This window comes from Streptomyces sp. NPDC004788 (genome assembly GCF_053601115.1).
Map to the genome: position 1 here is coordinate 13,862 of NZ_JBSGBF010000077.1, position 24,811 is coordinate 38,672.

The following is a 24,811-nucleotide window of genomic DNA, read 5'->3' on the forward strand; positions in this document are numbered from 1 at the left end:
GTATCGGCCCCTCGGCCCCCGGGCCACTCGGCCCGTCGGCCCCTCGGCCCCTGAGTTCCGCAGTCCTTCAGTCCCTCAGTCCCTCAGTTCCGTGCACGGGTCCAGGTCCGTCTCCTCGAAGACCAGCAGGGTGTGGGTCGACAGGACTTCGGGGATCGACTGGAGCCGGGTGAGCACCAGCTCACGCAGGGTGCGGTTGTCCGGGGTGTGCACGAGCAGCAGGACGTCGAAGTCGCCGCTGACGAGGGCGATGTGGGCGGCGCCCGGCAGGGCCCGGAGCTGTTCGCGGACGGTTCGCCAGGTGTTCTGGACGATCTTGAGGGTGATGTAGGCGGAGGCGCCGTGCCCCGCCCGCTCGTGGTTGACGCGGGCGCCGAAGCCGCGGATCACGCCGTCCTCGATGAGCCGGTTGATCCGCGCGTACGCGTTGGCGCGCGAGACGTGGACCCGTTCGGCGACCGAGCGGACCGAGGCGCGACCGTCCGCCTGGAGCAGCCGCAGGATGTCCCGGTCGATCGCGTCCAGCGGGCGGGCGGGCCCGCCCGGAGGGACCATGGCGGGAGGGCCGGAAGTCGTCCCCTGGTACGTCTGCGGCCCGCCGGCCGGGGCCGCCGGGAGGGCGGCGCCGGGGAGCGCGTTCAGGCGCTCGTCGTCCGGGCGCCCCTCGATGTCGGCCATTTGTTCTTCCGCCATAGCCCCCCGCCTCTCTATCGTGGACGACTTGCACCCATCCCAGGCTGTGGAAAACCGTTTGTCCACAGGCTTGAGGCGCCTGTAGCCAAAATGCCTCCACGACCGAACAATCGGTAGGTGAGGCGCGCCACATTTCGCGCCACCCGCCTTCGGGTCTTATGCCCGCTCGCATGAGGAGGTGGACTCGTTGCAACAGCGCAGTTCGACAGTCCAAGCGCCCCCCGGTGCCCCCCGCGCCTACCGGCCCACCCCGCCCCCGGCCTGGCAGCCGCGCGTCGACCCCGCCCCGCTGCTGCCGGACGCGGAACCGCTGCGCGTGCTCGGCACGGACGCGGTGGCCGACGCCGATCCCGCGCTGCTGCGGCGTCTCTACGCCGAGCTGGTCCGTGGCCGCCGGTACAACGCGCAGGCCACGGCCCTGACCAAGCAGGGCCGGCTCGCCGTCTACCCGTCCACGACCGGCCAGGAAGCCTGCGAGGTCGCCGCCGCGCTGGCCCTTGAGGAGCGGGACTGGCTCTTCCCCTCGTACCGCGACACGCTCGCCGCCGTCGCCCGTGGACTCGACCCCGTGCAGGCCCTGACGCTGCTGCGGGGCGACTGGCACACCGGCTACGACCCGCGCGAGCACCGCATAGCCCCGCTGTCCACGCCGCTCGCGACCCAGCTCCCGCACGCCGTGGGCCTGGCCCACGCGGCCCGGCTGAAGGGCGACGACGTCGTGGCGCTCGCCATGGTCGGCGACGGAGGCACCAGCGAGGGCGACTTCCACGAGGCGCTGAACTTCGCCGCGGTCTGGCAGGCCCCGGTGGTCTTCCTCGTGCAGAACAACGGCTTCGCGATCTCCGTGCCGCTCGCCAAGCAGACCGCCGCGCCCTCCCTCGCCCACAAGGCCGTCGGGTACGGGATGCCGGGCCGGCTCGTCGACGGCAACGACGCGGTCGCCGTCCACCAGGTCCTCACCGAGGCCGTCGCCCGCGCCCGGCGCGGCGGCGGGCCCACGCTCGTCGAGGCCGTCACGTACCGGATCGACGCCCACACCAACGCCGACGACGCCACCCGCTACCGCGGCGACGCCGAGGTCGAGGCGTGGAAGGCGCACGACCCGGTGCTGATCCTGGAGCGGGAGCTGACCGAGCGCGGACTGCTCGACGAGGACGGCCGGCGCGCCGCCGCCGAGGAGGCCGAGGAGATGGCGGCACGGCTGCGCGAGCGGATGAACGCGGACCCCGTGCTCGACCCGATGGACCTGTTCGCCCACGTGTACGCCGAGAAGACCGTGCAGCTGCGCGAGCAGGCGGAGCAGCTGCGGGCAGAGCTCGACGCCGAGAGCGAGGCGGGATGACCACCCAGGCGACAGCGCGGCGGGCCGCGAAGGCTGCCAAGCCGGCGACCATGGCGCAGGCCCTCCAGCGGGCCATGCGCGACGCCATGGCCGAGGATCCCACCGTCCATGTGATGGGCGAGGACGTCGGCACGCTCGGCGGCGTCTTCCGCGTCACCGACGGGCTCGCGAAGGAGTTCGGCGAGGACCGCTGCACCGACACGCCGCTGGCCGAGGCGGGCATCCTCGGCACGGCCGTCGGCATGGCGATGTACGGGCTCCGGCCGGTCGTCGAGATGCAGTTCGACGCCTTCGCCTACCCGGCGTTCGAGCAGCTCATCAGCCATGTCTCGCGGATGCGCAACCGCACCCGCGGCGCGATGCCGATGCCGCTCGTGGTCCGGGTGCCGTACGGCGGCGGGATCGGCGGCGTCGAGCACCACAGCGACTCCTCCGAGATCTACTACATGGCCACCCCGGGCCTCCACGTCGTCGCCCCGGCGACCGTCGAGGACGCCTACGGGCTGCTGCGGGCCGCCATCGCCTCCGACGACCCGGTGGTCTTCCTGGAGCCCAAGCGGCTCTACTGGTCGAAGTCCGACTGGTCGCCCGAGGCGCCGGCCGCCGTCGAGCCGATAGGCAAGGCGGTCGTGCGCCGCCCCGGCACCAGCGCGACCCTCATCACCTACGGCCCGTCCCTGCCGGTGTGCCTGGAGGCCGCCGAGGCGGCCACGGCCGAGGGCTGGGACCTGGAGGTCGTCGACCTGCGCTCGCTCGTGCCCTTCGACGAGGAGACCGTCTGCGCGTCCGTGAAGCGCACCGGCCGGGCCGTCGTCGTGCACGAGTCGACCGGCTTCGCCGGGCCCGGCGCCGAGATCGCGGCCCGGGTCACCGAGCGCTGCTTCCACCACCTGGAGGCGCCGGTGCTGCGGGTCGCCGGATTCGACATCCCGTATCCGCCGCCGATGCTCGAGCGTCACCACCTGCCGGGCGTGGACCGGATCCTCGACGCGGTCGCGCGGCTCCAGTGGGAGGCGGAGAGCTGATGGCCCAGGTGCTCGAATTCAAGCTGCCCGACCTCGGCGAGGGCCTCACCGAGGCCGAGATCGTGCGGTGGCTCGTCGACGTCGGCGACGTCGTCACCATCGACCAGCCGGTCGTCGAGGTCGAGACGGCCAAGGCGATGGTGGAGGTGCCCTGCCCGTACGGCGGTGTGGTCACCGCCCGCTTCGGCGAGGAGGGGACCGAACTCCCCGTCGGCGCCCCGCTCCTGACGGTGGCCGTCGGCGGCTCCTCGGAGCGGACCGGCGCGCCCGGGCCGGCCGCGACCAAGGCGCCGGAGACCTCGCAGACCTCGCCGGCACCGAAGGCATCGGACGCCGAGTCCTCCGAGTACTCGGGCAACGTCCTCGTCGGCTACGGCACCAGCGGGCCCGCCGCCCGTCGCCGCCGGGTCCGCCGCGAGCCGTCCGCGGCTGCCGCGCCCGTGGCCGCCGTGCCCGCGCCGGCTCCCGCTGCCGCTCCGGTCATCCCGGCTCCGGCGCAGGTCGTCGCGCCGCAGGGGCCCGTCGCCGTCATTTCGCCGCTGGTGCGCAAGCTCGCCCGGGACCGGGGGCTCGACCTGCGCGAGGTGCGTGGCTCGGGGCCCGACGGGCTCATCCTGCGCGTCGACGTGGAGACCGCGCTCGCCGTACGGGACCGGGCCGCCGCTGCCCCGGCCGCCCCGGCCGCCGCTTCGGCACCGGCGCCCGTCGCCGTGGCCGCCGCCGGCGAACGCATACCGCTGCGCGGAGTGCGCGGCGCGGTCGCCGACAAGCTGTCCCGGAGCCGTACGGAGATACCCGACGCGACCTGCTGGGTGGACGCCGACGCGACCGAACTCATGGCCGCGCGGGCGGCGATGAACGCGGCGGGCGGGCCGAAGATCTCCGTCCTCGCGCTGCTCGCCCGGATCTGCACGCACGCCCTGTCCCGCTTCCCGGAGCTCAACTCGACGGTCGACACGGCCGCGCGCGAGATCGTCCGGCTGCCGTCCGTGCACCTCGGGTTCGCGGCCCAGACCGAGCGCGGTCTGGTCGTCCCCGTGGTCAAGGACGCGGGCGGCCGCACGGCCGAGTCGCTGACCGCCGAGTTCGCCCGGCTGACCGAGGCCGCGCGGGCGGGGTCCCTGACCCCGGCGGACCTGACCGGCGGCACGTTCACGCTGAACAACTACGGGGTGTTCGGGGTCGACGGCTCCACGCCGATCATCAACCACCCCGAGGCGGCCATGCTGGGCGTCGGCCGGATCGTGCCCAAGCCGTGGGTGCACCAGGGTGAGCTGGCGGTCCGTCAGGTGGTGCAGCTGTCGCTCACCTTCGACCACCGGGTCTGCGACGGCGGGACGGCCGGCGGCTTCCTGCGCTATGTCGCGGACTGCGTCGAGAACCCCGCGGTGCTGCTGCGCACGCTCTGACCGCACGACCGCACGACCGCACGACCGCACGACTGTGGGACTGCACGACCGCGGGACTGCATGCGGGATCGCAGGACCGCACGGACTCCGCCGGGGCGGAAGCCGGCAGGGCAAGGGGCCCCGCCGGTTCCCGGCGGCCTCGTCCGGGGCCCAACCTCACGCCGGGCCCCGGACCGTTCGGCCCAGGGTCGTCTCCTTCCGTGAGACGACCCGGCCGCGGCCGGGCGATCCCGGACCATACTGCTGGGATGACGACCGCTTACGACGCCCTCGTGCTCGCGGGAGGCTCGGCCCGGCGGCTCGGCGGGGCCGACAAGCCCGGCGTACGGGTCGGGGGCCGCCCCCTGCTCGACCGGGTCCTCGCCGGCTGCCGCGACGCCCGTCGCACCGTGGTCGTCGCCTCGCCCCGGGCCACCGCCCGCCCCGTCGAGTGGACCCGCGAGAACCCACCCGGCGGCGGCCCCGTCGCCGCGCTCGACGCGGGCCTGCGCCACCTCGCGGGCGCCGCGCCCACAGGGCCCTCCGACACCATGGGGCCCTCCGACACCACGGACGCCGGTCCGACGCCCGCCGGCCGCTTCGAGGCCGGCGCCTTGCCCGTCGGTCCCACGCCTGCCGGCCGGCCGGAAACCGGTACCTCGCCCGCCGAAGCGGCGGCCCCGACCGCTGGGCCGGGCGTTCCCGGGGCGGCCACCGACGCGCCCGCGGGGGACCGTCGGGCTCCCGTCTCCGGCGGCACGTCCGCGGCGCGCGATCCCGGCCCGGCCGCACCCGTCACCGGCCCGGCCGCCCCCGCGCCGCTCGTCCTCGTCCTCTCCGCCGACCTGCCGTTCTTCGCGCCCGACACCGCCCGGCGGCTCGTGGCAGCGCTCGACGCGGCGCCCGGGGCCGAGGCGGCGGTCACCGTCGACGCGGACGGGCGGACACAGCCGCTCGTCGCCGTGTACCGGGCCGGGGCGCTGCGGCGCGTGCTCGCGGGGCTCGCGGCCGAGCGCGGCACGCTCACCGGGCTTCCGTTGCGCCTGGTCACGGGCGCCCTGACGGTGGTCCGCGTGGCGGCGACCAAGTCGGAGAACTCCCTGGGTGCGTCCTTCGACTGCGACACCTGGGAGGACATCGCAGCGGCCCGTGCGCGGATCAGGGAGCATGGGCACGTGCTGAACGAATGGATCACCGCGGTCAAGGACGAGCTGGGCATCGACCTGGACGTCGACACGAACGTGCTGCTGGACCTGGCGCGGGACGCGGCGCACGGCGTCGCGCGGCCCGCCGCGCCGCTGACCACCTTCCTGGTCGGATACGCGGCGGCGCAGGCGGCCGGCGGCAAGGGCGGCCCGGAGGCCGTGGCGGAGGCCGCCCGCAAGGCGGCCGTGCTCGCCCAGCGGTGGGCCGCCGAGCAGGACGAGGCCGGATGACCATGACCGAGCGCGCGCCCGACGGCGCCCAGCGGCCCACCGCACAGCCGCCCACCGCACAGCCGCCCGACGCCCGGTCGCCCGACGCCCAGACGTCCGACGCCCGGTCGTCCGACGACGACGTGATCGACGAGGCCATCGCGCTCGTCGACGGACACCGGCCCCCGGTCCCCCCTGCCCCCCAGGCTCCTGCTGCTTCCACGGCTCCCCAGGCCCCCGCGGCCCGTACCGAGCGCCACCGCGCCACTCCCTGGCCCGACGCCCGCGCGCTCGCCGCGCGGGCCGGGGAGCGCGCGGTGGCGGGCCGAACCCCCGAGATGGTGCCGCTGGCCGGGGCGCTCGGGCGGGTGCTCGCCGGGCCGCTGGAGGCGCTCACCGATCTGCCGTCGTTCGACACCTCCGCCATGGACGGCTGGGCGGTTGCCGGGCCCGGCCCCTGGCGCATCGACCCCGAGGGCGCGGTCCTCGCCGGGCACGCCCCCGCCGGGCCCCTCGCGGACGGCGACGCCGTACGGATCGCGACCGGCGGCCGGGTCCCGGCCGGGACCACCGCCGTGGTCCGCAGCGAGCATTCCCGCACCGAAAGCACTGGCGGCGCCGAACGCCACAGCGCCGACGGCACCCACAGCGCCGACGGCACCCACAGCGCCGACAGCACCCACGGCGCCGACAGCACCGGCGACGCCCACATCACCCCCACCGCCCACACCACCGCAGGTCGGCTCCACGCCCTTCGTGAGGTCGTCCCCGGGCAGGACATCCGGCCGCGCGGCCAGGAGTGCCGCGCCGGGGACCGGCTGCTGGCCGCCGGGAGCACGGTGACGCCCGCCGTGCTCGGGCTCGCCGCCGCGGCCGGATATGACGAGTTGTCCGTGCATCCGCGACCGCGCGTCGAGGTTCTCGTGCTCGGTGACGAGCTGCTGGCATCCGGGCTCCCTCACGAGGGCCTGATCCGGGACGCGCTCGGTCCGATGCTCGCCCCGTGGCTGCGGGCGCTCGGCGTCGAGGTGGTCGGGACCCGCCGGATCGGCGACGACGCGGAGGCGCTGTACGCGGCGGTCACCGGCTCCGCCGCCGACGTGGTCGTCACCACAGGCGGCACCGCGGCCGGGCCGGTCGACCATGTCCACCCGGTGCTCGCGAAGGCCGGCGCGACCCTGCTCGTCGACGGCGTGAAGGTGCGCCCCGGCCACCCGATGCTCCTGGCCCGGCTCGCGGACGGCCGCCATCTCGTCGGGCTGCCCGGCAACCCGCTCGCGGCCGTCTCCGGGCTTCTCACGCTCGCCGAGCCCCTGCTGCGCGCGCTGGCCGGGCGGCCGGCCCCGGCTCCGTACCGGGCGGTCGTACGCGACGAGGTGCACGGCCATCCGCACGACACGCGGCTCGTGCCCGTCCTGGTGCGCGCCGCCGAGGCCGTACCGCTGCACTACAACGGCCCGGCGATGCTCCGGAGCATCGCCGCCGCCCACGGCATGGCCGTGATCCCGCCGGGAGGGGCCCGGGCCGGACAGTCGCTCGACGTCCTCGATCTGCCCTGGCCGACCACGGCTGATGCCCTGGGCGGAGGGTGTTTCACGTGAAACTTCCCAGCCGTGACGTGATGGCCCGGCAGGCCGACGAGCGGGTCGCGGGCGCGCGGCTCAGGCTGCCCCGGCGAGTGGTCGAGAAGCCCCTGCAGCAGGTCGCCAAACGCCTGTTGATGGCGCTGGGTGTGCTGCTCGCGACCGTTCTCATCGTCTATCTCGACCGGTCCGGCTACCACGACAACGCCGACGACACGGTCGACTTCCTCGACAGCGTCTACTACGCGACCGTCACGCTCTCCACCACGGGCTACGGCGACATCGTCCCGTACAGCGACTCGGCGCGGCTCGCGAACATCCTGCTGGTCACGCCGCTGCGCGTGCTGTTTCTGATCATCCTGGTCGGAACCACCCTGGAGGTCCTCACGGAACGGACCCGGGAGGAGTTCCGGCGGAAACGCTGGAGGGCCACCTTGCGCGACCACACCGTCATCGTCGGCTTCGGCACCAAGGGGCGTTCGGCGATCCAGACGCTGTGCGCGACCGGACTGCGCAAGGACCAGATCGTCATCGTCGACCCGGCGACCAAGGTCATCGAGGCGGCCAACGCCGACGGTTTCGTCGGTGTCGTCGGCGACGCGACCCGCAGCGACGTGCTGCTGCGCGCCGAGGTGCAGAGGGCCCGTCAGATCGTCGTCGCCACCCAGCGCGACGACACCGCCGTCCTGGTCACGCTGACGGCCCGCCAGCTCAACAGGGGCGCGAAGATCGTGGCCGCGGTCCGCGAGGAGGAGAACGCGCCGCTGCTGCGCCAGTCCGGCGCCGACGCCGTCATCACCAGCGCCAGCGCCGCCGGCCGGCTGCTCGGCCTCTCCGTCCTCAGCCCCAGCGCGGGCACCGTGATGGAGGACCTCATCCAGCAGGGCTCCGGCCTCGACCTCGTGGAACGGCCGGTGACCAAGGCCGAGGCGGGCAAGAGCGTGCGCGAGACGAAGGACCTGGTGGTCAGCGTGTTGCGCGGCCACCGGCTGCTCGGCTACGACGACCCCGCCGCGAGCCCGCTCCAGCTGACCGACCGGGTCATCACAATCGTGCGCGCCGCCGCGGTCACGCCGCTGACCACTCCCGACGACGACTGAACCCACCGGAGGCAGCTCCGGGAGTAGCCTCGCCGGCATGTATGCGATCACGATTCCGGAACCCGGTGGACCCGAGGCGCTGGTCTGGGCCGAGGTGCCCGACCCCGTCCCCGCCGAGGGCGAGGTCCTCGTCGAGGTGGTGGCGAGCGCCGTCAACCGCGCCGATCTGCTCCAGCGCCAGGGCTTCTACGACCCGCCGCCGGGCAGCTCCCGCTACCCGGGGCTCGAGTGCTCCGGCCGGATCGTCGCGCTCGGCCCGGGCGTCTCGGACTGGTCCGTCGGCGACGAGGTGTGCGCGCTGCTCGTCGGCGGCGGTTACGCGGAGAAGGTGGCCGTGCCGGTCGGGCAGTTGCTGCCCCGGCCGCAGGGCGTGGACCTGGTGACGGCCGCCGCGCTGCCCGAGGTGGCCTGCACGGTCTGGTCGAACGTCTTCATGCTGGCGCATCTGCGGCCCGGCGAGACGCTCCTCGTGCACGGCGGCGCGAGCGGCATCGGCACGATGGCGATCCAGCTGGCCAAGGCCGTCGGCGCCCGGGTCGCGGTCACCGCCGGCAGCGCCGAGAAGCTGGCCCGGTGCGCCGAGCTCGGCGCGGACATCCTCATCGACTACCGCGAGCAGGACTTCGTCGAGGAGCTCCACAAGGCCACGGATGGGGCCGGAGCGGACGTCATCCTGGACATCGTCGGCGCCAAGTACCTGGACCGGAACATCAAGGCCCTCGCCGTCAACGGCCGGCTTGTCGTCATCGGTCTCCAGGGCGGCGTCAAGGGCGAGTTGAACCTGGGCGCCCTGATGGCCAAGCGCGCCGCCGTCCTGGCCACGACCCTGCGCGCCCGGCCGCTGGACGAGAAGGCGGCGGTGGTCGCCGCCGTCCGCGAGCACGTCTGGCCGCTGGTCGAGGCGGGCACGGTCACCGCGGTCGTCGACCGCACGGTGCCGCTGGCGGACGCCGCCGAGGGCCACCGGGCCGTCGAGGCGAGCAGCCACGTCGGCAAGGTGCTGCTCCTGGCACCGAGCGCATAGACGCCGCAGGCCGCGAGCCGTACACGTAGGCCGCACCGCCCGCGCTGAACGCGCAGGCCGCACCGCACCCGCTCGACGCGCCGAACGCGGGCGCCGGGACCACGCAGGCCGCGCGCCGTCCACGTGGGCCGCATACGACGGGGCCCGGGCCGCGGAATTCACCGCTGCCCGGGCCCCGACTCGTACGGGCCGGCTACAGATACGGGCCGGAGCCGACCGCACGGCCGTGGTGCGGGCCGTGGTCGTCGTCATCGTCGTGCGGCCCGCCCGGCGGAAGTGCCCGGCGCATCTGCTCCAACTGGGCGCGGGCCGCCATCTGCTGGGCGAACAGCGCCGTCTGGATGCCGTGGAAGAGCCCTTCGAGCCAGCCGACCAACTGTGCCTGCGCGATGCGCAGTTCCGACTCGGAGGGGATGGCCTCGTCGGTGAACGGCAGGGAGAGCCGCTCCAGTTCCTCGACCAGTTCCGGGGCGAGCCCGTCCTCCAGCTCCTTCACCGAGCTGGCGTGGATGTCCTTGAGACGGACGCGGCTGGCCTCGTCGAGAGGTGCCGCCCTGACCTCCTCCAGCAGCTGCTTGATCATGCTGCCGATGCGCATGACCTTCGCGGGCTGCTCCACCATTTCCGTCACCGGGACCTCGCGGGGTTCGTCGTCGTCACCCTGGATGCCGCCGAGCGGCATCCCGTCCTGGCCCACTACGAGGACCTTGGGGCTGCTCTCCTGCGACCTGTCATTCCTCGGCATATCCATGCCGCCATTCTCTCGCACACATGCCTCATCACACGGTGTGCCCCTGGAGGAGGGTGATCCACCCTCCTCCAGGGGCGGGACATGTGTCTCAGTGCGCGGCGCGGCGGGCCAGCGCCCCGCGGGAGCGGGTCACCAGGGCCGCCAGCAGCGCGGCGCCGAGCGGTACGAACACCAGGAGCGCGGCGAGCGTCGTCCAGGGCACGACGATCGGGACGTACGGCGGGCCGTCCGTCACGCCGCCCCAGCCGTTGTCGAGGCTCTCCTGGTAGTACGCCAGCTGCTGGCGCTCGTCCGTGAGCCGCAGGCCCATCGCGGGCAGCACACCGGCGACCGAGCCGAGCAGCACGCCCATGGCCGCGACCACCCCGCACTGGAAGCCGCTGAGGATGCGCCGCACCCGGGGCGGGGCGCCGACCGCGGCGAGCGTCTTCAGGTCGGCCTCGGCGTCGGCCTGGGCGAGGCCGGTGGCGATGCCGGCGGCGCCGATGGTGACCAGGCCCGCGAAGATGGTCAGCGCGATGAGGACGATGCTGTTCTTGCTGACGTAGCCCTGCTCCAGGGTGAGGTCGATCTTGCCGCCGAGCTTGGCGAGCTCGGCGTCGAGCTTCTGCTGCTGCTCGGTGCTCGGCATCCGGTCGGTGGTGAAGAGCGCGCCGAGCGGGACGGTGCTGATTCCGGCGGCCTTGGCGGCGGCGGGGCTGAGCACGCCCTGCACGCCGTAGGCGTTCGGGGAGCCGGGCACCGGGTAGGCGGTGAAGGTCTTCAGCACGCCGGGCGTCGGCTTGTTCTGCTCCGCGGCGCGCTGGGCGGCGGCGTTGTCGCTGACCAGCTTGATGCCGACCTTGCCGGCCTGGTCGACCTGCCTCCGGTCGAAGCTGACGTACCTGCCGTCGGCGAGGGCCCGGACGGCGCCGGGGTCCGTGATGCCGAGGACCTTGAGCAGCGTGGCGTCGGCGATCAGCAGGTTGCCCTCGGTGGGGACGGCGCCGCCCTCGTCCGTGGCGCAGCGCCAGTCCTTGGCGAGCGCGCGCCGCTGTTCCTTGGTGAACTTCGACGCCGGGTCGTCGTCGGAGCCGTTCGCCGCGGTCCACAGCGGGCACTGGTTGGCGTTCGGGACGACGACCTCGTAGGTGCCGCAGCCGGGGCTGGCGTCCCAGGTCGAGCAGCCGGTCCGGCCGACGGTGATCCTGGAGACCTCGGCGCGGACGTCGACGGGGAAGGTGCGCTGCACGGCCTCCCGGGCCGCCGGGACGTCCCGCCCGCCGTCCTCGCCGGTGAACACGGAGACCACTCCGTAGGGCAGCTTGGGGTGGTATTCGGCCTCGTCCTGGGCGTCTCTGCTCGCCGCGTACGTGGAGACGGCGACCGTGCCCGCGACGGCGGCCAGGACGGCGGCGACGGCCGGTGCCGTGCGGCCCCGGTTGCGTACGGCGTCGCGCAGCGCGAGCCGCGGCGACAACGGCAGCCAGCGTCCGGCGCGGCCGAACAGGCCCACCAGGGCCGGGGTCATGGCGACCACGCCCAGCTCGGCGAGGGCGGAGCCGCCCGCGACGATGATGAACTGGTCGGTGACGACCGAGCCGTACAGGGCGATCGCGGCACCGAGCAGCAGCGCCACGAGACCGACCAGCGGCAGCACCCGGCTGGCCCGGCGCACCCCGCGGCGGCCGGTGAGCGAGGCGAGCACGGTCTGCCGGGAGGCGGTGATCGCCGGGACGATCGCGGAGAGCAGGCCGGTGAGGACGGCCAGCGCGGCGATCCCGAGGATCTCCAGCGGCCGGACGGTGAAGCCGCCGAACCGCTGCCCCATGTACTCCTCCAGGTAGGGCCGGAGGGCGAAGGTGAGGATCACGGCGAGGACCGTGCCGACGACGGCTGCGGCGACGCCGATGACGAGGCCGCCGCTCAGCACGATGGCCCGGATGTGGCTGCGGGCACCGCCGTTGGCGCCGACGAGGCCCAGCTGGCGGCGGGAACGGCGGGCGCCGACGGCGAAGGCGGGGCCGGCGAGCAGACAGATCTCCAGCATCGCGAGACCGACCACGGTGCCCACGGCGGCGAGCTCGGCCGCCTTGGCGGCCGTGCTCTCCTGGAACTCGCCCCAGCCGTCGCGCTGGTAGAGCGGCACCTCGGAGTCCGGCGGCGGGTTCAGCACCACGGCGCGCGAAACGACCTGCACGCCCTTGGCGTTGATCTGCTTGACCATGTTCCACGTGAAACCACCGGGGTGGTCCACCAGGTACGTGGTGGAGTAACCGGGCGCCGGCAGGCCGGACTTCTCGACGGCCGCGCCGTACGGCTTCAGGAAGGCGCCCGGCAGCGCGTTGACCTGCTCCTGCTTGAGCTCGCTGGGCAGCTCGTACACACCGGTGATCGTGTAGAGGCGGTCGTAGCCGCGGGCGGAGAGCGTGGAGCCGATGTTCAGGCCGCTGGACTCAAGGAAGCGCGTGGTCACGGCGACCTCGTCGGCCCTCTCCGGGAAGCGGCCGTCGAGCAGCCGCATGATGCCCCGGGCGACCGGGTCGGCGGCCTTCAGCTCGCGCACGTCGGTGCTCAGCAGCCCGTACGCGGTGGTCAGTTTGGCGGTGCCGGAGCTGTCGGTGAGCACCGTGGCACCCGCCGGGATGAGCTTGTGGACGTCGGTCGGGCCGTCGGGCCAGGGCTTGTTGCCGGTCGAGAAGTCCTCGACGGTGGTGCTCTGGTCGCCCTTGGGGTCCTGCATGATCGGCGCGCCGTCGACGTGGGCGTCGCTGAAGCGGGCGTCGGCGGCGCCGATGTCGCGCTCCAGGCTCTGCACCGGGGTGAGTTCGGAGCTGCGGAAGGTCAGCTCGAAGGCGCTCACGCCCAGGATCGGCAGCGCGATCATCGCGAGGACGAGGAAGCTGCGGCCCTTGGAGCGCCAGGCGTCGCGGCGGGCGATCCGGATCGCGGCCCGCCAGGAGTGGAACCAGGTCGTCACCGCTGCCCCGCCCGGCCGCTCAGGAGCGAGTCGGCCTCGCTGCGTACGGTCTGGTCGACGACGGCGCCGTCCCGCAGGAACACCACGCGGTCGGCCCAGGCGGCGAACCGCGGCTCGTGGGTGACGAGGATGCCGGCGGCACCGGCGTCGCAGCGGGAGCGCAGCAGGGCGAGCACGGACTCGCCGGTCTCGGAGTCGAGGGCGCCGGTGGGCTCGTCGGCGAGGACGAGCCGGCGGTCGCCGACCAGGGCGCGGGCGATGGCCACGCGCTGCTGCTGGCCGCCGGACATCTCGTCGGGGAAGCGGTCGGCGAGATGTCCGAGCTCCATCTCCGACAGCGCGGCGAGCGCCTCGGCGCGGGCCTTGCGGGCGGAGACGCCGTCGAGTTCGCGGGGCAGGGCCACGTTCTCGGCGGCGGTGAGCGCCGGTATGAGGTTGTAGTCCTGGAAGACGTAGCCGATGCTGCGGCGGCGCAGCGCGGCGAGCTCCTTGCGGCCGGCGGTGGTGATGTCGGTGCCCTCGACGATCACCTGGCCCGAGGTGGGGGTGTCCAGGCCGCCGGCGATGGTCAGCAGGGTGGACTTGCCGGAGCCGGACGGGCCCATGACGGCGACGAGTTCACCCGGGTAGACGTCGAGGTCGATGCCGCGCAGGGCGTGCACCTCGGTGGCGCCGGAGCCGTGCACACGGGTCAGGTTGTGCAGACGCAGCACGGGCTGTGGCTGTTGCTGTACGGACATGGAGATCCCCCTCGGGGTACGCCTCGGACGGCCGCGTGGCGGGCGGCCGTTGACGGAGCCGGGCGTACGGTCTGGGTCTGGTCTGGGTCTGGTCTGGTCTGTGACGAACTACTGCTCTGTGACGAACTACTGCTCTGGGACGAAGTACTGCTCTGGGATGAAGTACCGCGCTGGGGCGAAGTACTTCTGGGAAGGGACGTACGCGTTCTGGTGGCTCAGCGCCGGTAGGCGGAGCCGGTGCGCGGCCGGGCCGACGCCGCCGCCGGTGGTGACGGTGTCGTCTCCGGGTTCGCGGCCGCGGCGGCCGAGAGGCGGATCAGCCGGGACTCGCAGTGGTCGAGCCAGCGCGCCTCCGCCTCGGTCTGGAAGATCAGCTGCTCCAGGACGAGCAGCCAGGCGACGTCGTCGCGGGCCCTGGCCCCGTTCTTCTCGACGGCGCTGATGGCCTGCGCCTTGAGCCGGGTGTAGTCCTGCATGGCCTGCACGGTGTGCCGGCGCTGGGACTGGATGACGTCGCGGATGTCGACCCCGGGCGCCCCGACGGCCATGGCGAGCTTGATGGACAGCTCGTCACGGGCCGGACTGGTCCGGTCCACGGGCCGCTCGAACCAGGTGCGCAGCTCGGCGCGACCGTCGTCCGTGATCGCGTAGAGCGCGTGCCCGGCCTCGTCCTCGCCGTCCTGCACGACCATCCCGTCCCGTTCGAGCCGGCTGAGGGTCGTGTAGACCTGGCCCACGTTCAGCGGCCACGTGGAGCCGGTACGGGACTCGAACTCCGTACGGAGCTGGGAGCCGTAGCGCGGGCCGTGTTCGAGGAGGGCGAGGAGCCCGTGGCGGATCGACATACTCAGTATGTATACCGAGTATGTCGACGCTGCCAAGCGACCTGAGGCGGACGCGCGGGGTCCGACTCAAGGGGGACCCGGGCCGGTTGAGGCCCGCGCCGAAGCGCTCAGCGGCGCCGCATCCGCAGCCCGAGGAAGCCGATCCCGAGTCCCACCAGAGCGAGCCCGATCCCCAGCGTGAGCACGGGAAACCGCCGGTCGGAGAGGGAGGTCGCGGCCTCGGCGCCGATGCGCGGCACGGTCTCCGGCTCGGCGGCGGGCGTGCTCCGCCCGGCGGGGACGTCCGTCTCGGGGACCGCGCCGACGCCTTCGTCGGACTCGGCCGCGGGGTCCTCCTCTGTTGCCGTTTTGGTACGAGCGGGGGGCGCCGGATCCGTCGGCGTGGGCGACTCGGGGGCGGCGGCGGGCCGCCCGGGGCGCGCCCGGCCCTCCCCCGCCGGGCGCCCCGCGAGCGACGCGGTGTCGCTGGGCGCGGGCGGCTCGGAGGGTTCGGCGGGCTCCGACGACTCCCCCGGCTCGGACGGCTCCGCCAGCTCGGGCGAGCCCGACGGGACGGCGGAACCGCTCGGTGCGGGCGCGGGGGAGACGGTCGCGGAGGGCCTGGCGGACGGTCTGTCGGAGGGCGTCGCGGAGCCGCCGCCGGCCGTGGGCGGCCGCGGGGTGCGCGTGGCGGCCGGCGCCGTTGCCGGCGTGCTCGCCGCGGCCGCCGAGACCGACGTGTTCGCCGCGGCCGACGTCCCAGCCGCGACCGACGTGCCCGCCGCGGCCGCCGCCGTGTTCGCGGGCGCGGCCTCGGCCCCGTACGCGACGGGGACCGTGAGCGGGACCGCGACGGGGAGCGCGACCGGCGCCGCACATGCCGTGAAACAGCAGGCGAGGGCGGGTGCGAGCACCCGCGTCCTCGTCGCGCGGAGTCCTGGAGCCACCGGGTGACCCCCTCCCGTGCCGAGCCCGTACCGAGCCGTCGAGCCGTTCGACTCAGCGTCACACGACGGGACGGACCCGGCACCCGGAGTCGTCCGCTAGGGGACCCAGGGGGCCGGACCGGGGCCGGACCGGCGCTACTGCGCCGGGTTGCCCGTCGACACCTCAAGGGTGAACTCGGCGTCGTCCTTGGAGATCTCCGTGCCCTGGCGCGGGTACTGCGTGATGACCGTGCCCTCGCCGTAGGTGTTCTCGTCGACCGACGACTCGGCCTTCACCTTCCAGCCGGCGGCCTGGATGCAGTCCTTCACCGACTGGATGTTCTTGTAGGTGAAGTCCGGGACCTCGAACTTGTCGGGGTCCGAGTCCGACTCGCTCGGCTCCGTGCACTTCTTGGAGTCGATGCTCTTGGTGAGGTCGGGCCCCTTGTGGCCGGCGGCGCTGCTCGCGCTCTGGCTCGGGGCGTCGTTGCCGCCCGCGTTGTCGTCCGAGTCCTTGTTCATGATCGAGACGCCCACGATCACGCCCACGACCACCAGCAGCCCGATCGCTCCGATGACGATCTTGTTCATGCCGCTCTGGCCGCCACCACCACCGCCGCCGGTCGGCGCCGGCTGCTGCACGGTGTACGGCCCGGGGACGGGCGTGGGCGCCGGTGCCTGCATCTGGAAGGCCGGGGGCGGGGTCTGGTAGGCCGGGGCAGGGGTCTGCTGCGGGTAGCCGTACGAGGGCGCGGGCGCCGGGGTCGGCGCGCCGTACGGGTTCGGCTGCGGGGCCGGCTGGTACGGGGTCTGCACGCCGTGCGTGGCCGGCGGCGGGGTCTGGCCGACCGGCGGGAAGACCGCGGAGCCGACGCCGGAGCCGCTCTGGACCGGGCCGCCCGCGACGATCATCGGCGCGCCGGTCTGTCCGGCGGAGAGCACCCGCAGGCACTCGTCGCGCATGGCGGCGGCGCTCGGGAAGCGCTCGTTCGGGTTCTTCTTCAGCGCGCGGGCGACGAGCGCGTCCATCGCCGGGGTCACCGAGCGGTTGACCGAGGAGGGCGCGACGGGCTCCTCCTGGACGTGCGCGTAGGCGATGGCCAGCGGCGAGTCGGCGTCGAACGGCAGCCGGCCCGTCAGCAGCTGGAAGAGCATGATGCCGACGGAGTACAGGTCGGAGCGGGCGTCGACGCCGCGGCCCAGGGCCTGCTCGGGGGAGAGGTACTGAGGGGTGCCGACGACCATGCCGGTCTGGGTCATCGAGGTGACCCCGGACTGCATGGCGCGGGCGATGCCGAAGTCCATGACCTTGACCACGCCGCGCTTGGTCATCATGACGTTGCCCGGCTTGATGTCCCGGTGGACCAGGCCCATTTCGTGGCTGGTCTCCAGGGCCGCCAGCACGTCGGCCGTCACCTTCAGCGCCTTGTCGGCCGGCATCGCCCCGTACTGCTGCACGTCGGCGGCGAGCACCGAGCCGAGCGGCTGGCCCTCGACGTACTCCATGACGATGTACGGCATGACGGCGCCGTCGAGGGTGTCCTCGCCGGTGTCGAAGACCGAGACGATGTTGGTGTGCGACAACTTCGCAACAGCCTGCGCCTCGCGCCGGAACCGTTCGCGGAAGGACTGTTCGCGGCCGAGCTCGGTGTGAAGTGTCTTGATCGCGACCTGGCGGTCGAGGGCGCTGTCGTAGGCCAGGTACACCGACGCCATGCCGCCCTCGCCGAGCAGGTCACGCAGCTGGTAGCGGCCACCCGCGACCGAACCGCCCGCATAGCGGCCCTGTGCGCCGTCCTGGCTCATCTGTTGCTTCCCCCTACGCGCGCGCGGCGGCGCTGATCGGAATTTCTCGGCCAAGTCTGCCCGAGGGCAGTGACACGTCAAGCCGCGCACCGGTTCGGTACCCGTTCCGTGACCCTTCGTACAGCCGGGCTGCCGGAAGTGTGACGAGAACACCACGGGATTTGCACAGGTGTACGTGTGTGGAGTGGGATGGCCGGTCAAGCGCGGACCGTGATGTCGTACGGAGCCTGTAGCGTGACGACTGGACACGGCACGAGAGACGACGGCGAGGACTGATGGCACCCGAATCCGGAGCAGGTGGCGGTGTGCCGGACGCGTCGGCCGAGTCCTGGGGCTTCGGCGGCGTCGTCGGAGACGGCCGCTACCGGCTGACCCACCGTCTGGGCCGCGGCGGCATGGCCGAGGTGTTCGCCGCCGAGGACGTACGGCTCGGGCGCACGGTCGCCGTGAAGCTGCTGCGCCCCGATCTCGCCGAGGACCCGGTCTCCAAGGCCCGCTTCACGCGCGAGGCGCAGTCGGTCGCCGGCCTCAACCACCATGCGATCGTGGCCGTGTACGACTCGGGCGAGGACGTCGTCGGCGACAAGTCCGTGCCGTACATCGTGATGGAGCTGGTCGAGGGCCGCACCATCCGCGACCTGCTGATCAGCGCCGAGGCGCCCGGTCCCGAGCAGGCCCTGATCATCGTCTCCGGCGTCCTGGAGGCGCTCGCCTACTCCCACCAGCACGGCATCGTGCACCGGGACATCAAGCCGGCGAACGTGATCATCACCGACACCGGTGCGGTCAAGGTCATGGACTTCGGCATCGCCCGCGCGCTGCACGGCGCGTCGACGACGATGACGCAGACCGGCATGGTCATGGGCACGCCGCAGTACCTCTCCCCCGAACAGGCGCTCGGCAAGGCCGTCGACCACCGCTCCGACCTGTACGCGACGGGCTGTCTGCTCTACGAACTGCTCGCGCTGCGCCCGCCGTTCACCGGCGAGACCCCGCTGTCGGTGGTGTACCAGCACGTCCAGGACGCGCCGATCCCGCCGTCCGAGGTGGCGCAGGCGGCGCCGCCGGAGCTGGACGGCCTGGTCATGCGCTCGCTCGCGAAGGACCCGGACGACCGCTTCCAGAGCGCCGAGGAGATGCGCGGCCTGATCCAGTACGGGCTGCAGATGCTCCAGGACCAGGGCGGGCACACCGGCCGCTGGAACACCGGCCCGGTCGAGCTGTACGACGGCGGGCACACCCCGCCCGGCGGCCACTCCCCGGTCGGCGCGACGGCCGTGATGGGCATGGGCCACGGCATGGGCCACCCCATGAACCACGACACCGCGCAGGGCCCGATCCTGCCGCCGATGAACCCGGACGACGGCGCGGCCGGCGGCTACGGGGGCTACGACAGCGGCTCCGGTGGCTACGGCACCGGCGGCTACGGGCCGGACGGCGGCGCGTACGGGGCGCAGGGCGGCAAGGGCGGCCGCGGCAAGATCGTGCTGTTCCTGGCGCTCGCGCTGGTCGCGATGGTCGCGGGTGTCGTGTACGCGATCGACGCGGCCGGCAAGAAGGACGACGGCGGCAAGACCAAGCAGCCGGCGGTGACCGACTCGCCGTCCACGAAGAGCGAGTCGCCGGAGCCGTCGGACGAGCCGTCCGACGACACCCAGACGCCGGACGACTCGTCGTCGGGCGGCGGCAACGACCAGGACTGGACGCCGACGTACAAGCCGACGTACCACCCGACGACCGCGCCCACGCCCACGGACGAGCCGTCGACGGACCCGACGGACTCGTCGGACGGCGGTACGTCGACGGGTACGAGCGACGGCGGCACGTCGACCGGCACCAGCGACGGCGGCACGTCGACGGGCACGTCCGACGGCGGCACCACGACCGGCACGTCCGACGGTGGCACCACGACCGGCACGTCCGACGGCGGTACGTCGACGGGCACCACGTCGGGTACGACCTCCGGCACCGGCACCTCGTCGGGCACGACCACCGGCACCGTCGCGGGCACCACCCGCTGACCACCCGCTGACCACCCGGCCGGCCGCTCACCCCGCGAACGCGTCGCGCACCGCCTCGTACTCGCGGGTCCACCACACCACCAGGGCCGACACCGCCGGGAACAGCGGGTCGGCCCTGCGGTCGTGCAGCTGGTAGCGCCAGCGCAGCGTCCAGAAGTCGTTGAGCCGCTCCCACCACACCCGGTCGACCGCCGCGGCCAGCTCGGCGCGGTCCGCGCCCGCCGCCCGCCGGTAGGCCCGCGCGTACGCCCGCACCTTGTCGAGGGCCAGCTCGCCCGACGGCCGTACGAAGAAGATCGCGGCGGCCCGGACGGCCTCCTCGGCGCGCGGGCGGACGCCCAGCCGGTCCCAGTCGACGATCGCGGCGGGCTCGGCGCCCCGGTAGAGCAGGTTGAAGGGGTGGAAGTCGCCGTGCACCCAGCCGGTCGCGGCGGCGGGCGGCGGACGGCGGTGGGCGTGGGCGGCGAGCAGCACCCGGCGCTCGCGCAGCCGGTGCTCGGCCAGCTCGTCGAAGCAGTCGCGGTGCCGGCGGGCCCGGACGAGGCTCAGCAGCTCGTCGATGAGCCGGAAGGTGTCCTCGGGGCGGGCGCTCTCGTGCCCGCCGTCGGCGTCCGGCGTGGGCGAGCGGGCCGGCGGCTCCATGACCCGGTCCAGGCTGGTGTGGACGTGCCCGAGGAGGGTGCCGAGGCGGCGGGAGCAGGCGGTGGAGAGCTGGGCGCCGTCGCGGTGCCGGCCGTCGACCCAGGGATGGAGGGCGTAGCAGTGGCCCCCGATGACGGCGACGGTGCGGCCGGTCGCGTCGGGCAGCGGCGGGGCGACGGGCAGGCCGAGGGCGTGCAGCCGCTGGGTGGCCCGGTGCTGGTGGACGATGGTGTCCCGGTCGGCGGTGCGGGCGTCCAGGTGCTGCTTGAGGAAGTAGCGGCCGCGGGTGGTGGCGAGCCGGTACCCCCGGTTCAGTAAGCCCTGGGCGACGGGTTCGCAGGACAGTGGTTCGCCCGCGTCCGTGTAGCGGCGCAGCAGCGGGCCGACGGGCGGATGCGGGGGCGCGGAGGGGCGGGGCAGGAAAGTGCGGGGTGCATATGAGCGCAACACTCCGCAGATGTTAGATCACGCTGCGTGGTGGGTTTCCTCGGTGTGCTCACCGGTCGAACGGTCGAGCGAGTGCACCGTGACGAAGCGGGGCTCGACGCGCAGGAAGACCGGGTCGAAGGGGTCTCCGTCCACGGCGCGCGGGGCCGGCCCGAAGGCGGCCAGCTGCTCCGCGGTCGGCTCGACGATCTCGGCGGTGCCGGTGAACTGCACGGACCACAGTTCCGCCGCGCCGGAGTTCAGGTTGTCCGCCTCGTACACGACGACGCTGCCGTGGCAGGCCCGGTGGTAGCCGAGTCCCCGGTGGAGCCGGATCAGGACGCCGCCGCCGTCCACGACGTGCCGGGCGGGGGCCACGAACGGCATCGCCCGCATGCTCGTGGCGACCCGCCCGTACGGCACACGGGTCAGCAGCTCGATGGCGCGGAGCTCGTCGGTGGGCATGGATACCACTCTCCGCCCACCGCGCCCGGCCGGAAAGGGGCCCCCGCCCCGGTTCGGAGGGGACGTAGGTCCCGAACGGGTCGTGATGGCTGCACTCGCGGCGCGGTGGCTGTGCTCGCGTCAGTGGTGGCTGCGCTCGCTCCGTGTTGGCTGTGCTCGCGTCAGTGGTGGCTGCGCTCGGCCTGTCTCCGCGCCACGTACGCGGCGGCCTGCGAGCGCCGCTCCATGCCCAGCTTCGACAGCAGGATGGAGACGTAGTTCTTGATGGTCTTCTCCGCGAGGTGGAGCCGCTCGCCGATGGCCCGGTTGGTCAGGCCCTCGCCGATCAGATCGAGGATCCTGCGCTCCTGCTCGGTGAGACGGGCGAGCCGGTCGTCGCCCTTCCCGCCGTTGCCGTCGCGCAGCCGCTCCAGAACCCGCGCGGTGGCCACCGGATCGAGCAGTGACTTGCCGTCGGCGACATCCCGGACGGCATTCAGGAGTTCGTTACCGCGAATGGCCTTCAGGGCATAACCCGAGGCCCCGGCCATGATCGCGTCGAAAAGGGCCTCGTCGTCCGCGTACGAGGTGAGCATCAGGCACTTGATCGAATCGTCCGCGGAACGGATCTCCCGGCACACCTCGACGCCGCTGCCGTCCGGCAGGCGCACGTCGAGCACGGCCACATCGGGGCGGACCGCGGGAATCCGGACCAGCGCGTCCGCGGCGGTACCGGCCTCGCCGACGACCTCGATGTCGGGCTCCACGGAGAGCAGCTCGTGGACGCCGCGCCGCACGACTTCGTGGTCGTCCAGCAGAAATACCGTGATTTTTCCTTCTTCGCGCACCGGGCCAGTCTCACATATTGGCTCTTCCCGCGCCCGGGGTGGCCGAGATAACCTCCCGGGTGTTCCGACGACGGCGTCGGGCCCGTTGTCCACGCCCTGACCAGCGGAGAGTTCCCCTTTTCTCGATTTACTTGGAAATCCAAGCAAAATCGCAGGTCAAGTGGGGTTTCGCGGAAATGTCGCGGGGTGGGTAACGTGCCTATGACGGCGCTCACCGGGACACCTGTCACGCCCGACCCGGCCGCGTCGCACCCACCCCGTGCGATGGCACGGACAAGGCGGAGCCGCACTGGCTTCCCCGGTAACCCCGGGAGCCGGACCGACGGAGGAGCACGCACGTGACCGTGGAAAGCACTGCCGCGCGAAAGACGACGCGCAGCAGCGGCACCAAGCGCACCGCAAGCAGCGCCACCAAGAAGACGAGTGCCAAGCCGGCCGCCAAGGCCCAGTCCCCGCAGCAGCCCCAGGGCCCCCAGGAGCCGGAGCTCATCCAGCTGCTGACGCCCGAGGGCGAGCGGGTCCACCACCCCGAGTACGACATCGACCTGACGGCCGAGGAGCTGCGCGGTCTCTACCGCGACATGGTCCTCAGCCGCCGCTTCGACGCCGAGGCCACTTCCCTGCAGCGGCAGGGCGAGCTGGGCCTGTGGGCCTCGCTGCTCGGCCAGGAGGCCGCCCAGATCGGCTCCGCCCGCGCCCTGCGGGACGACGACTACGTCTTCCCCACCTACCGCGAGCACGGTGTCGCCTGGTGCCGCGGGGTCGACCCCACCAATCTGCTCGGCATGTTCCGCGGTGTGAACAACGGTGGCTGGGACCCCAACAGCAACAACTTCCACCTGTACACGATCGTGCTCGGTTCGCAGACGCTGCACGCCACCGGCTACGCCATGGGCGTCGCCAAGGACGGCGCGGACTCCGCCGTGATCGCGTACTTCGGTGACGGCGCCTCCAGCCAGGGCGACGTCAACGAGTCGTTCGTCTTCTCCGCGGTCTACAACGCCCCGGTCGTGTTCTTCTGCCAGAACAACCAGTGGGCCATCTCCGAGCCCATCGAGAAGCAGACCCGCGTCCCGCTCTACCAGCGCGCCCGCGGCTTCGGCTTCCCCGGCGTCCGGGTCGACGGCAACGACGTCCTGGCCTGCCTGGCGGTCACCCGCGCCGCCCTGGAGCGGGCCCGCCGCGGCGAGGGCCCGACCCTCATCGAGGCGTTCACCTACCGCATGGCGGCCCACACCACCTCCGACGACCCGACCCGCTACCGCCGCGACGCGGAGCGCGAGGAGTGGGAGGCCAAGGACCCGATCGCCCGCCTCAAGGCCTACATGGAGAACGAGGGCCACGCCGACGCGGCCTTCTTCGAGGAGCTGGAGACGGAGAGCGAGACGCTCGGCAAGCGCGTCCGCGAGGCCGTCCGCGCCATGCCCGTCCCGGAGCACACGGCGATCTTCGACAACGTGTACGCGGACGGGCACGCGCTCGTCGACGAGGAGCGCGCGCAGTTCGTCGCGTACCAGGCGTCCTTCGAGGGCGGAGAGGCCGAGTAACCATGGCTGTTCAGAAGCTTCCCCTCGCGAAGGCGCTCAACGAGTCGCTCCGCAAGGCCCTGGAGACCGACCCCAAGGTCGTCGTCATGGGCCTCGACGTCGGCAAGCTCGGCGGTGTCTTCCGGATCACCGACGGCCTGCAGAAGGACTTCGGCGAGGACCGGGTCATCGACACCCCGCTCGCCGAGTCCGGCATCGTCGGCACCGCGATCGGCCTCGCGCTGCGCGGCTACCGGCCGGTCGTGGAGATCCAGTTCGACGGCTTCGTCTTCCCGGCGTACGACCAGATCGTCACCCAGCTGGCGAAGATGCGGGCCCGGTCGCTCGGCACCGTGAAGATGCCGGTCGTCATCCGCATCCCGTACGGCGGTGGCATCGGCGCCGTCGAGCACCACTCCGAGTCCCCCGAGTCGCTCTTCGCGCACGTCGCGGGCCTCAAGGTCGTCACCCCGGCGAACTCCTCCGACGCCTACTGGATGCTCCAGCAGGCGATCCAGAGCGACGACCCGGTCATCTTCTTCGAGCCCAAGCGCCGCTACTGGGACAAGGGCGAGGTCGACACCGAGGCCATCCCGGGCGAGCTGCACAAGGCCCGGGTCGCCCGCGAGGGCACGGACCTGACGCTCGCCGCGTACGGCCCGATGGTGAAGACCTGCCTGGAGGCCGCCGCCGCGGCCGCCGAGGAGGGCAAGTCGGTCGAGGTCCTGGACCTGCGCTCGATCTCGCCGCTGGACTTCGACACGATCCAGGCGTCGGTCGAGAAGACCCGCCGCCTGGTCATCGTCCACGAGGCCCCGGTCTTCTTCGGCTCCGGCGCGGAGATCGCCGCCCGCATCACCGAACGCTGCTTCTACCACCTGGAGGCCCCCGTCCTGCGGGTCGGCGGCTACCACGCGCCGTATCCGCCGGCGCGCCTGGAGGAGGAGTACCTGCCGGGCCTGGACCGCGTGCTCGACGCCGTCGACCGCTCGCTGGCGTTCTGAGGAGAGCACGATGACGATCCGCGAATTCAAGATGCCCGACGTGGGCGAGGGCCTGACCGAGGCCGAGATCCTCAAGTGGTACGTCCAGCCCGGTGAGACCGTCACGGACGGCCAGGTCGTGATCGAGGTCGAGACGGCGAAGGCCGCCGTCGAACTCCCGATCCCGTTCGACGGCACCGTGCACGAGCTGCGCTTCCCCGAGGGCACGACGGTCGCCGTCGGCGAGGTCATCATCACGGTGAACGTGGGCGGCGGCGCCGAGCCCGAGGCGCCGGCGGCGCCGGCCGTGGCCGCGGCGCCCGCGCAGGCGCCCGTGCCGGAGCC

The 24,811-nt window shown here is 73.3% G+C and carries 22 protein-coding genes; 12 read left to right on the forward strand and 10 right to left on the reverse strand.

Features of this window, described 5'->3' with window-relative positions; genetic code table 11:
* Window positions 1-75: 75 nt before the first annotated feature.
* Window positions 76-678, reverse strand: coding sequence for an Lrp/AsnC family transcriptional regulator (locus ACWEJX_RS27715; RefSeq protein ID WP_451610136.1), 603 nt, complete (start codon window positions 676-678; stop codon window positions 76-78).
* Window positions 679-871: 193 nt separating this feature from the next.
* Here ACWEJX_RS27715 and pdhA (ACWEJX_RS27720) point away from each other — a divergent pair, with 193 nt between their 5' ends.
* The 7 genes from pdhA (ACWEJX_RS27720) (at window position 872) to ACWEJX_RS27750 (ending at window position 9,570) form a co-directional block, all read left to right on the forward strand.
* Window positions 872-2,035 carry a pyruvate dehydrogenase (acetyl-transferring) E1 component subunit alpha gene (pdhA, locus tag ACWEJX_RS27720; RefSeq protein WP_451610137.1) on the forward strand — a complete coding sequence of 388 codons (1,164 nt, stop codon included), beginning with the start codon at window positions 872-874 and terminating at the stop codon, window positions 2,033-2,035.
* Window positions 2,032-3,060 (forward strand): alpha-ketoacid dehydrogenase subunit beta, encoded by a 1,029-nt coding sequence (locus ACWEJX_RS27725; protein WP_451610138.1) that lies wholly within the window; start codon window positions 2,032-2,034, stop codon window positions 3,058-3,060. The genes pdhA (ACWEJX_RS27720) and ACWEJX_RS27725 overlap by 4 nt, the downstream gene beginning before the upstream one ends.
* Complete coding sequence (locus ACWEJX_RS27730; protein ID WP_451610139.1) at window positions 3,060-4,469, forward strand: dihydrolipoamide acetyltransferase family protein; 1,410 nt, start codon at window positions 3,060-3,062, stop codon at window positions 4,467-4,469. The genes ACWEJX_RS27725 and ACWEJX_RS27730 overlap by 1 nt, the downstream gene beginning before the upstream one ends.
* A gap of 248 nt (window positions 4,470-4,717) precedes the next feature.
* Complete coding sequence (locus ACWEJX_RS27735) at window positions 4,718-5,884, forward strand: DUF6457 domain-containing protein (protein ID WP_451610140.1); 1,167 nt, start codon at window positions 4,718-4,720, stop codon at window positions 5,882-5,884.
* Window positions 5,881-7,464 carry a molybdopterin molybdotransferase MoeA gene (locus ACWEJX_RS27740; RefSeq protein ID WP_451610141.1) on the forward strand — a complete coding sequence of 528 codons (1,584 nt, stop codon included), beginning with the start codon at window positions 5,881-5,883 and terminating at the stop codon, window positions 7,462-7,464. Before ACWEJX_RS27735 ends, ACWEJX_RS27740 begins: the two co-directional genes overlap by 4 nt.
* A 20-nt stretch (window positions 7,465-7,484) precedes the next feature.
* The gene (locus ACWEJX_RS27745) at window positions 7,485-8,546 is read left to right on the forward strand and encodes a potassium channel family protein (protein WP_451610157.1); all 1,062 of its coding nucleotides are present in this window, start codon (window positions 7,485-7,487) and stop codon (window positions 8,544-8,546) included.
* A gap of 37 nt (window positions 8,547-8,583) precedes the next feature.
* Entirely contained in the window at window positions 8,584-9,570 is a 987-nt protein-coding gene (locus tag ACWEJX_RS27750) for an NAD(P)H-quinone oxidoreductase (protein WP_451610142.1), read from the forward strand.
* A 193-nt stretch (window positions 9,571-9,763) separates the two neighbouring features.
* On the opposite strand, the gene ACWEJX_RS27755 is transcribed toward ACWEJX_RS27750, so the two are convergent.
* The 5 genes from ACWEJX_RS27755 to ACWEJX_RS27775 form a co-directional block, all read right to left on the reverse strand.
* Window positions 9,764-10,321: a bacterial proteasome activator family protein gene (locus ACWEJX_RS27755; RefSeq protein ID WP_451610143.1), complete on the reverse strand. Its 558-nt coding sequence runs from the start codon at window positions 10,319-10,321 to the stop codon at window positions 9,764-9,766.
* 88 nt (window positions 10,322-10,409) lie between these two features.
* Window positions 10,410-13,280: an ABC transporter permease gene (locus ACWEJX_RS27760; RefSeq protein WP_451610144.1), complete on the reverse strand. Its 2,871-nt coding sequence runs from the start codon at window positions 13,278-13,280 to the stop codon at window positions 10,410-10,412.
* Complete coding sequence (locus ACWEJX_RS27765) at window positions 13,277-14,020, reverse strand: ABC transporter ATP-binding protein (protein ID WP_451610145.1); 744 nt, start codon at window positions 14,018-14,020, stop codon at window positions 13,277-13,279. Before ACWEJX_RS27765 ends, ACWEJX_RS27760 begins: the two co-directional genes overlap by 4 nt.
* A gap of 215 nt (window positions 14,021-14,235) precedes the next feature.
* Window positions 14,236-14,865 (reverse strand): PadR family transcriptional regulator, encoded by a 630-nt coding sequence (locus ACWEJX_RS27770; protein ID WP_451610146.1) that lies wholly within the window; start codon window positions 14,863-14,865, stop codon window positions 14,236-14,238.
* Between the two features lie 107 nt (window positions 14,866-14,972).
* Window positions 14,973-15,104, reverse strand: a complete 132-nt coding sequence (locus ACWEJX_RS27775) for a hypothetical protein (protein WP_451610147.1) — start codon at window positions 15,102-15,104, stop codon at window positions 14,973-14,975.
* 142 nt (window positions 15,105-15,246) lie between these two features.
* Between ACWEJX_RS27775 and ACWEJX_RS27780 the strand changes: the two genes are divergently transcribed.
* Window positions 15,247-15,798, forward strand: a complete 552-nt coding sequence (locus ACWEJX_RS27780; protein ID WP_451610148.1) for a hypothetical protein — start codon at window positions 15,247-15,249, stop codon at window positions 15,796-15,798.
* Window positions 15,799-15,926: 128 nt separating this feature from the next.
* Here the strand turns inward: ACWEJX_RS27780 and ACWEJX_RS27785 are convergent, their stop codons facing one another.
* Complete coding sequence (locus ACWEJX_RS27785; RefSeq protein WP_451610149.1) at window positions 15,927-17,576, reverse strand: protein kinase domain-containing protein; 1,650 nt, start codon at window positions 17,574-17,576, stop codon at window positions 15,927-15,929.
* 275 nt (window positions 17,577-17,851) lie between these two features.
* Here ACWEJX_RS27785 and ACWEJX_RS27790 point away from each other — a divergent pair, with 275 nt between their 5' ends.
* Window positions 17,852-19,597 carry a protein kinase domain-containing protein gene (locus ACWEJX_RS27790; protein WP_451610150.1) on the forward strand — a complete coding sequence of 582 codons (1,746 nt, stop codon included), beginning with the start codon at window positions 17,852-17,854 and terminating at the stop codon, window positions 19,595-19,597.
* A gap of 27 nt (window positions 19,598-19,624) precedes the next feature.
* Here ACWEJX_RS27790 and ACWEJX_RS27795 read toward each other — a convergent pair whose 3' ends face one another.
* The 3 genes from ACWEJX_RS27795 to ACWEJX_RS27805 form a co-directional block, all read right to left on the reverse strand.
* A complete protein-coding gene (locus ACWEJX_RS27795) occupies window positions 19,625-20,659 on the reverse strand; it encodes a phosphotransferase (protein ID WP_451610158.1) in 1,035 nt (344 codons plus the stop codon).
* Window positions 20,660-20,704: 45 nt separating this feature from the next.
* Window positions 20,705-21,130 carry a pyridoxamine 5'-phosphate oxidase family protein gene (locus ACWEJX_RS27800; RefSeq protein ID WP_451610151.1) on the reverse strand — a complete coding sequence of 142 codons (426 nt, stop codon included), beginning with the start codon at window positions 21,128-21,130 and terminating at the stop codon, window positions 20,705-20,707.
* Between the two features lie 161 nt (window positions 21,131-21,291).
* Window positions 21,292-21,957, reverse strand: coding sequence for a response regulator (locus ACWEJX_RS27805; protein ID WP_451610159.1), 666 nt, complete (start codon window positions 21,955-21,957; stop codon window positions 21,292-21,294).
* 338 nt (window positions 21,958-22,295) lie between these two features.
* On the opposite strand from ACWEJX_RS27805, the gene pdhA (ACWEJX_RS27810) reads away from it, so the two are divergent.
* The 3 genes from pdhA (ACWEJX_RS27810) to ACWEJX_RS27820 all read left to right on the forward strand — a co-directional run.
* The gene (gene pdhA, locus ACWEJX_RS27810; RefSeq protein ID WP_451610152.1) at window positions 22,296-23,504 is read left to right on the forward strand and encodes a pyruvate dehydrogenase (acetyl-transferring) E1 component subunit alpha; all 1,209 of its coding nucleotides are present in this window, start codon (window positions 22,296-22,298) and stop codon (window positions 23,502-23,504) included.
* Between the two features lie 2 nt (window positions 23,505-23,506).
* A complete protein-coding gene (locus tag ACWEJX_RS27815) occupies window positions 23,507-24,487 on the forward strand; it encodes an alpha-ketoacid dehydrogenase subunit beta (protein WP_451610153.1) in 981 nt (326 codons plus the stop codon).
* 10 nt (window positions 24,488-24,497) lie between these two features.
* A partial coding sequence (locus tag ACWEJX_RS27820) for a biotin/lipoyl-containing protein (protein ID WP_451610154.1) occupies window positions 24,498-24,811 on the forward strand: 314 nt, incomplete at its 3' end.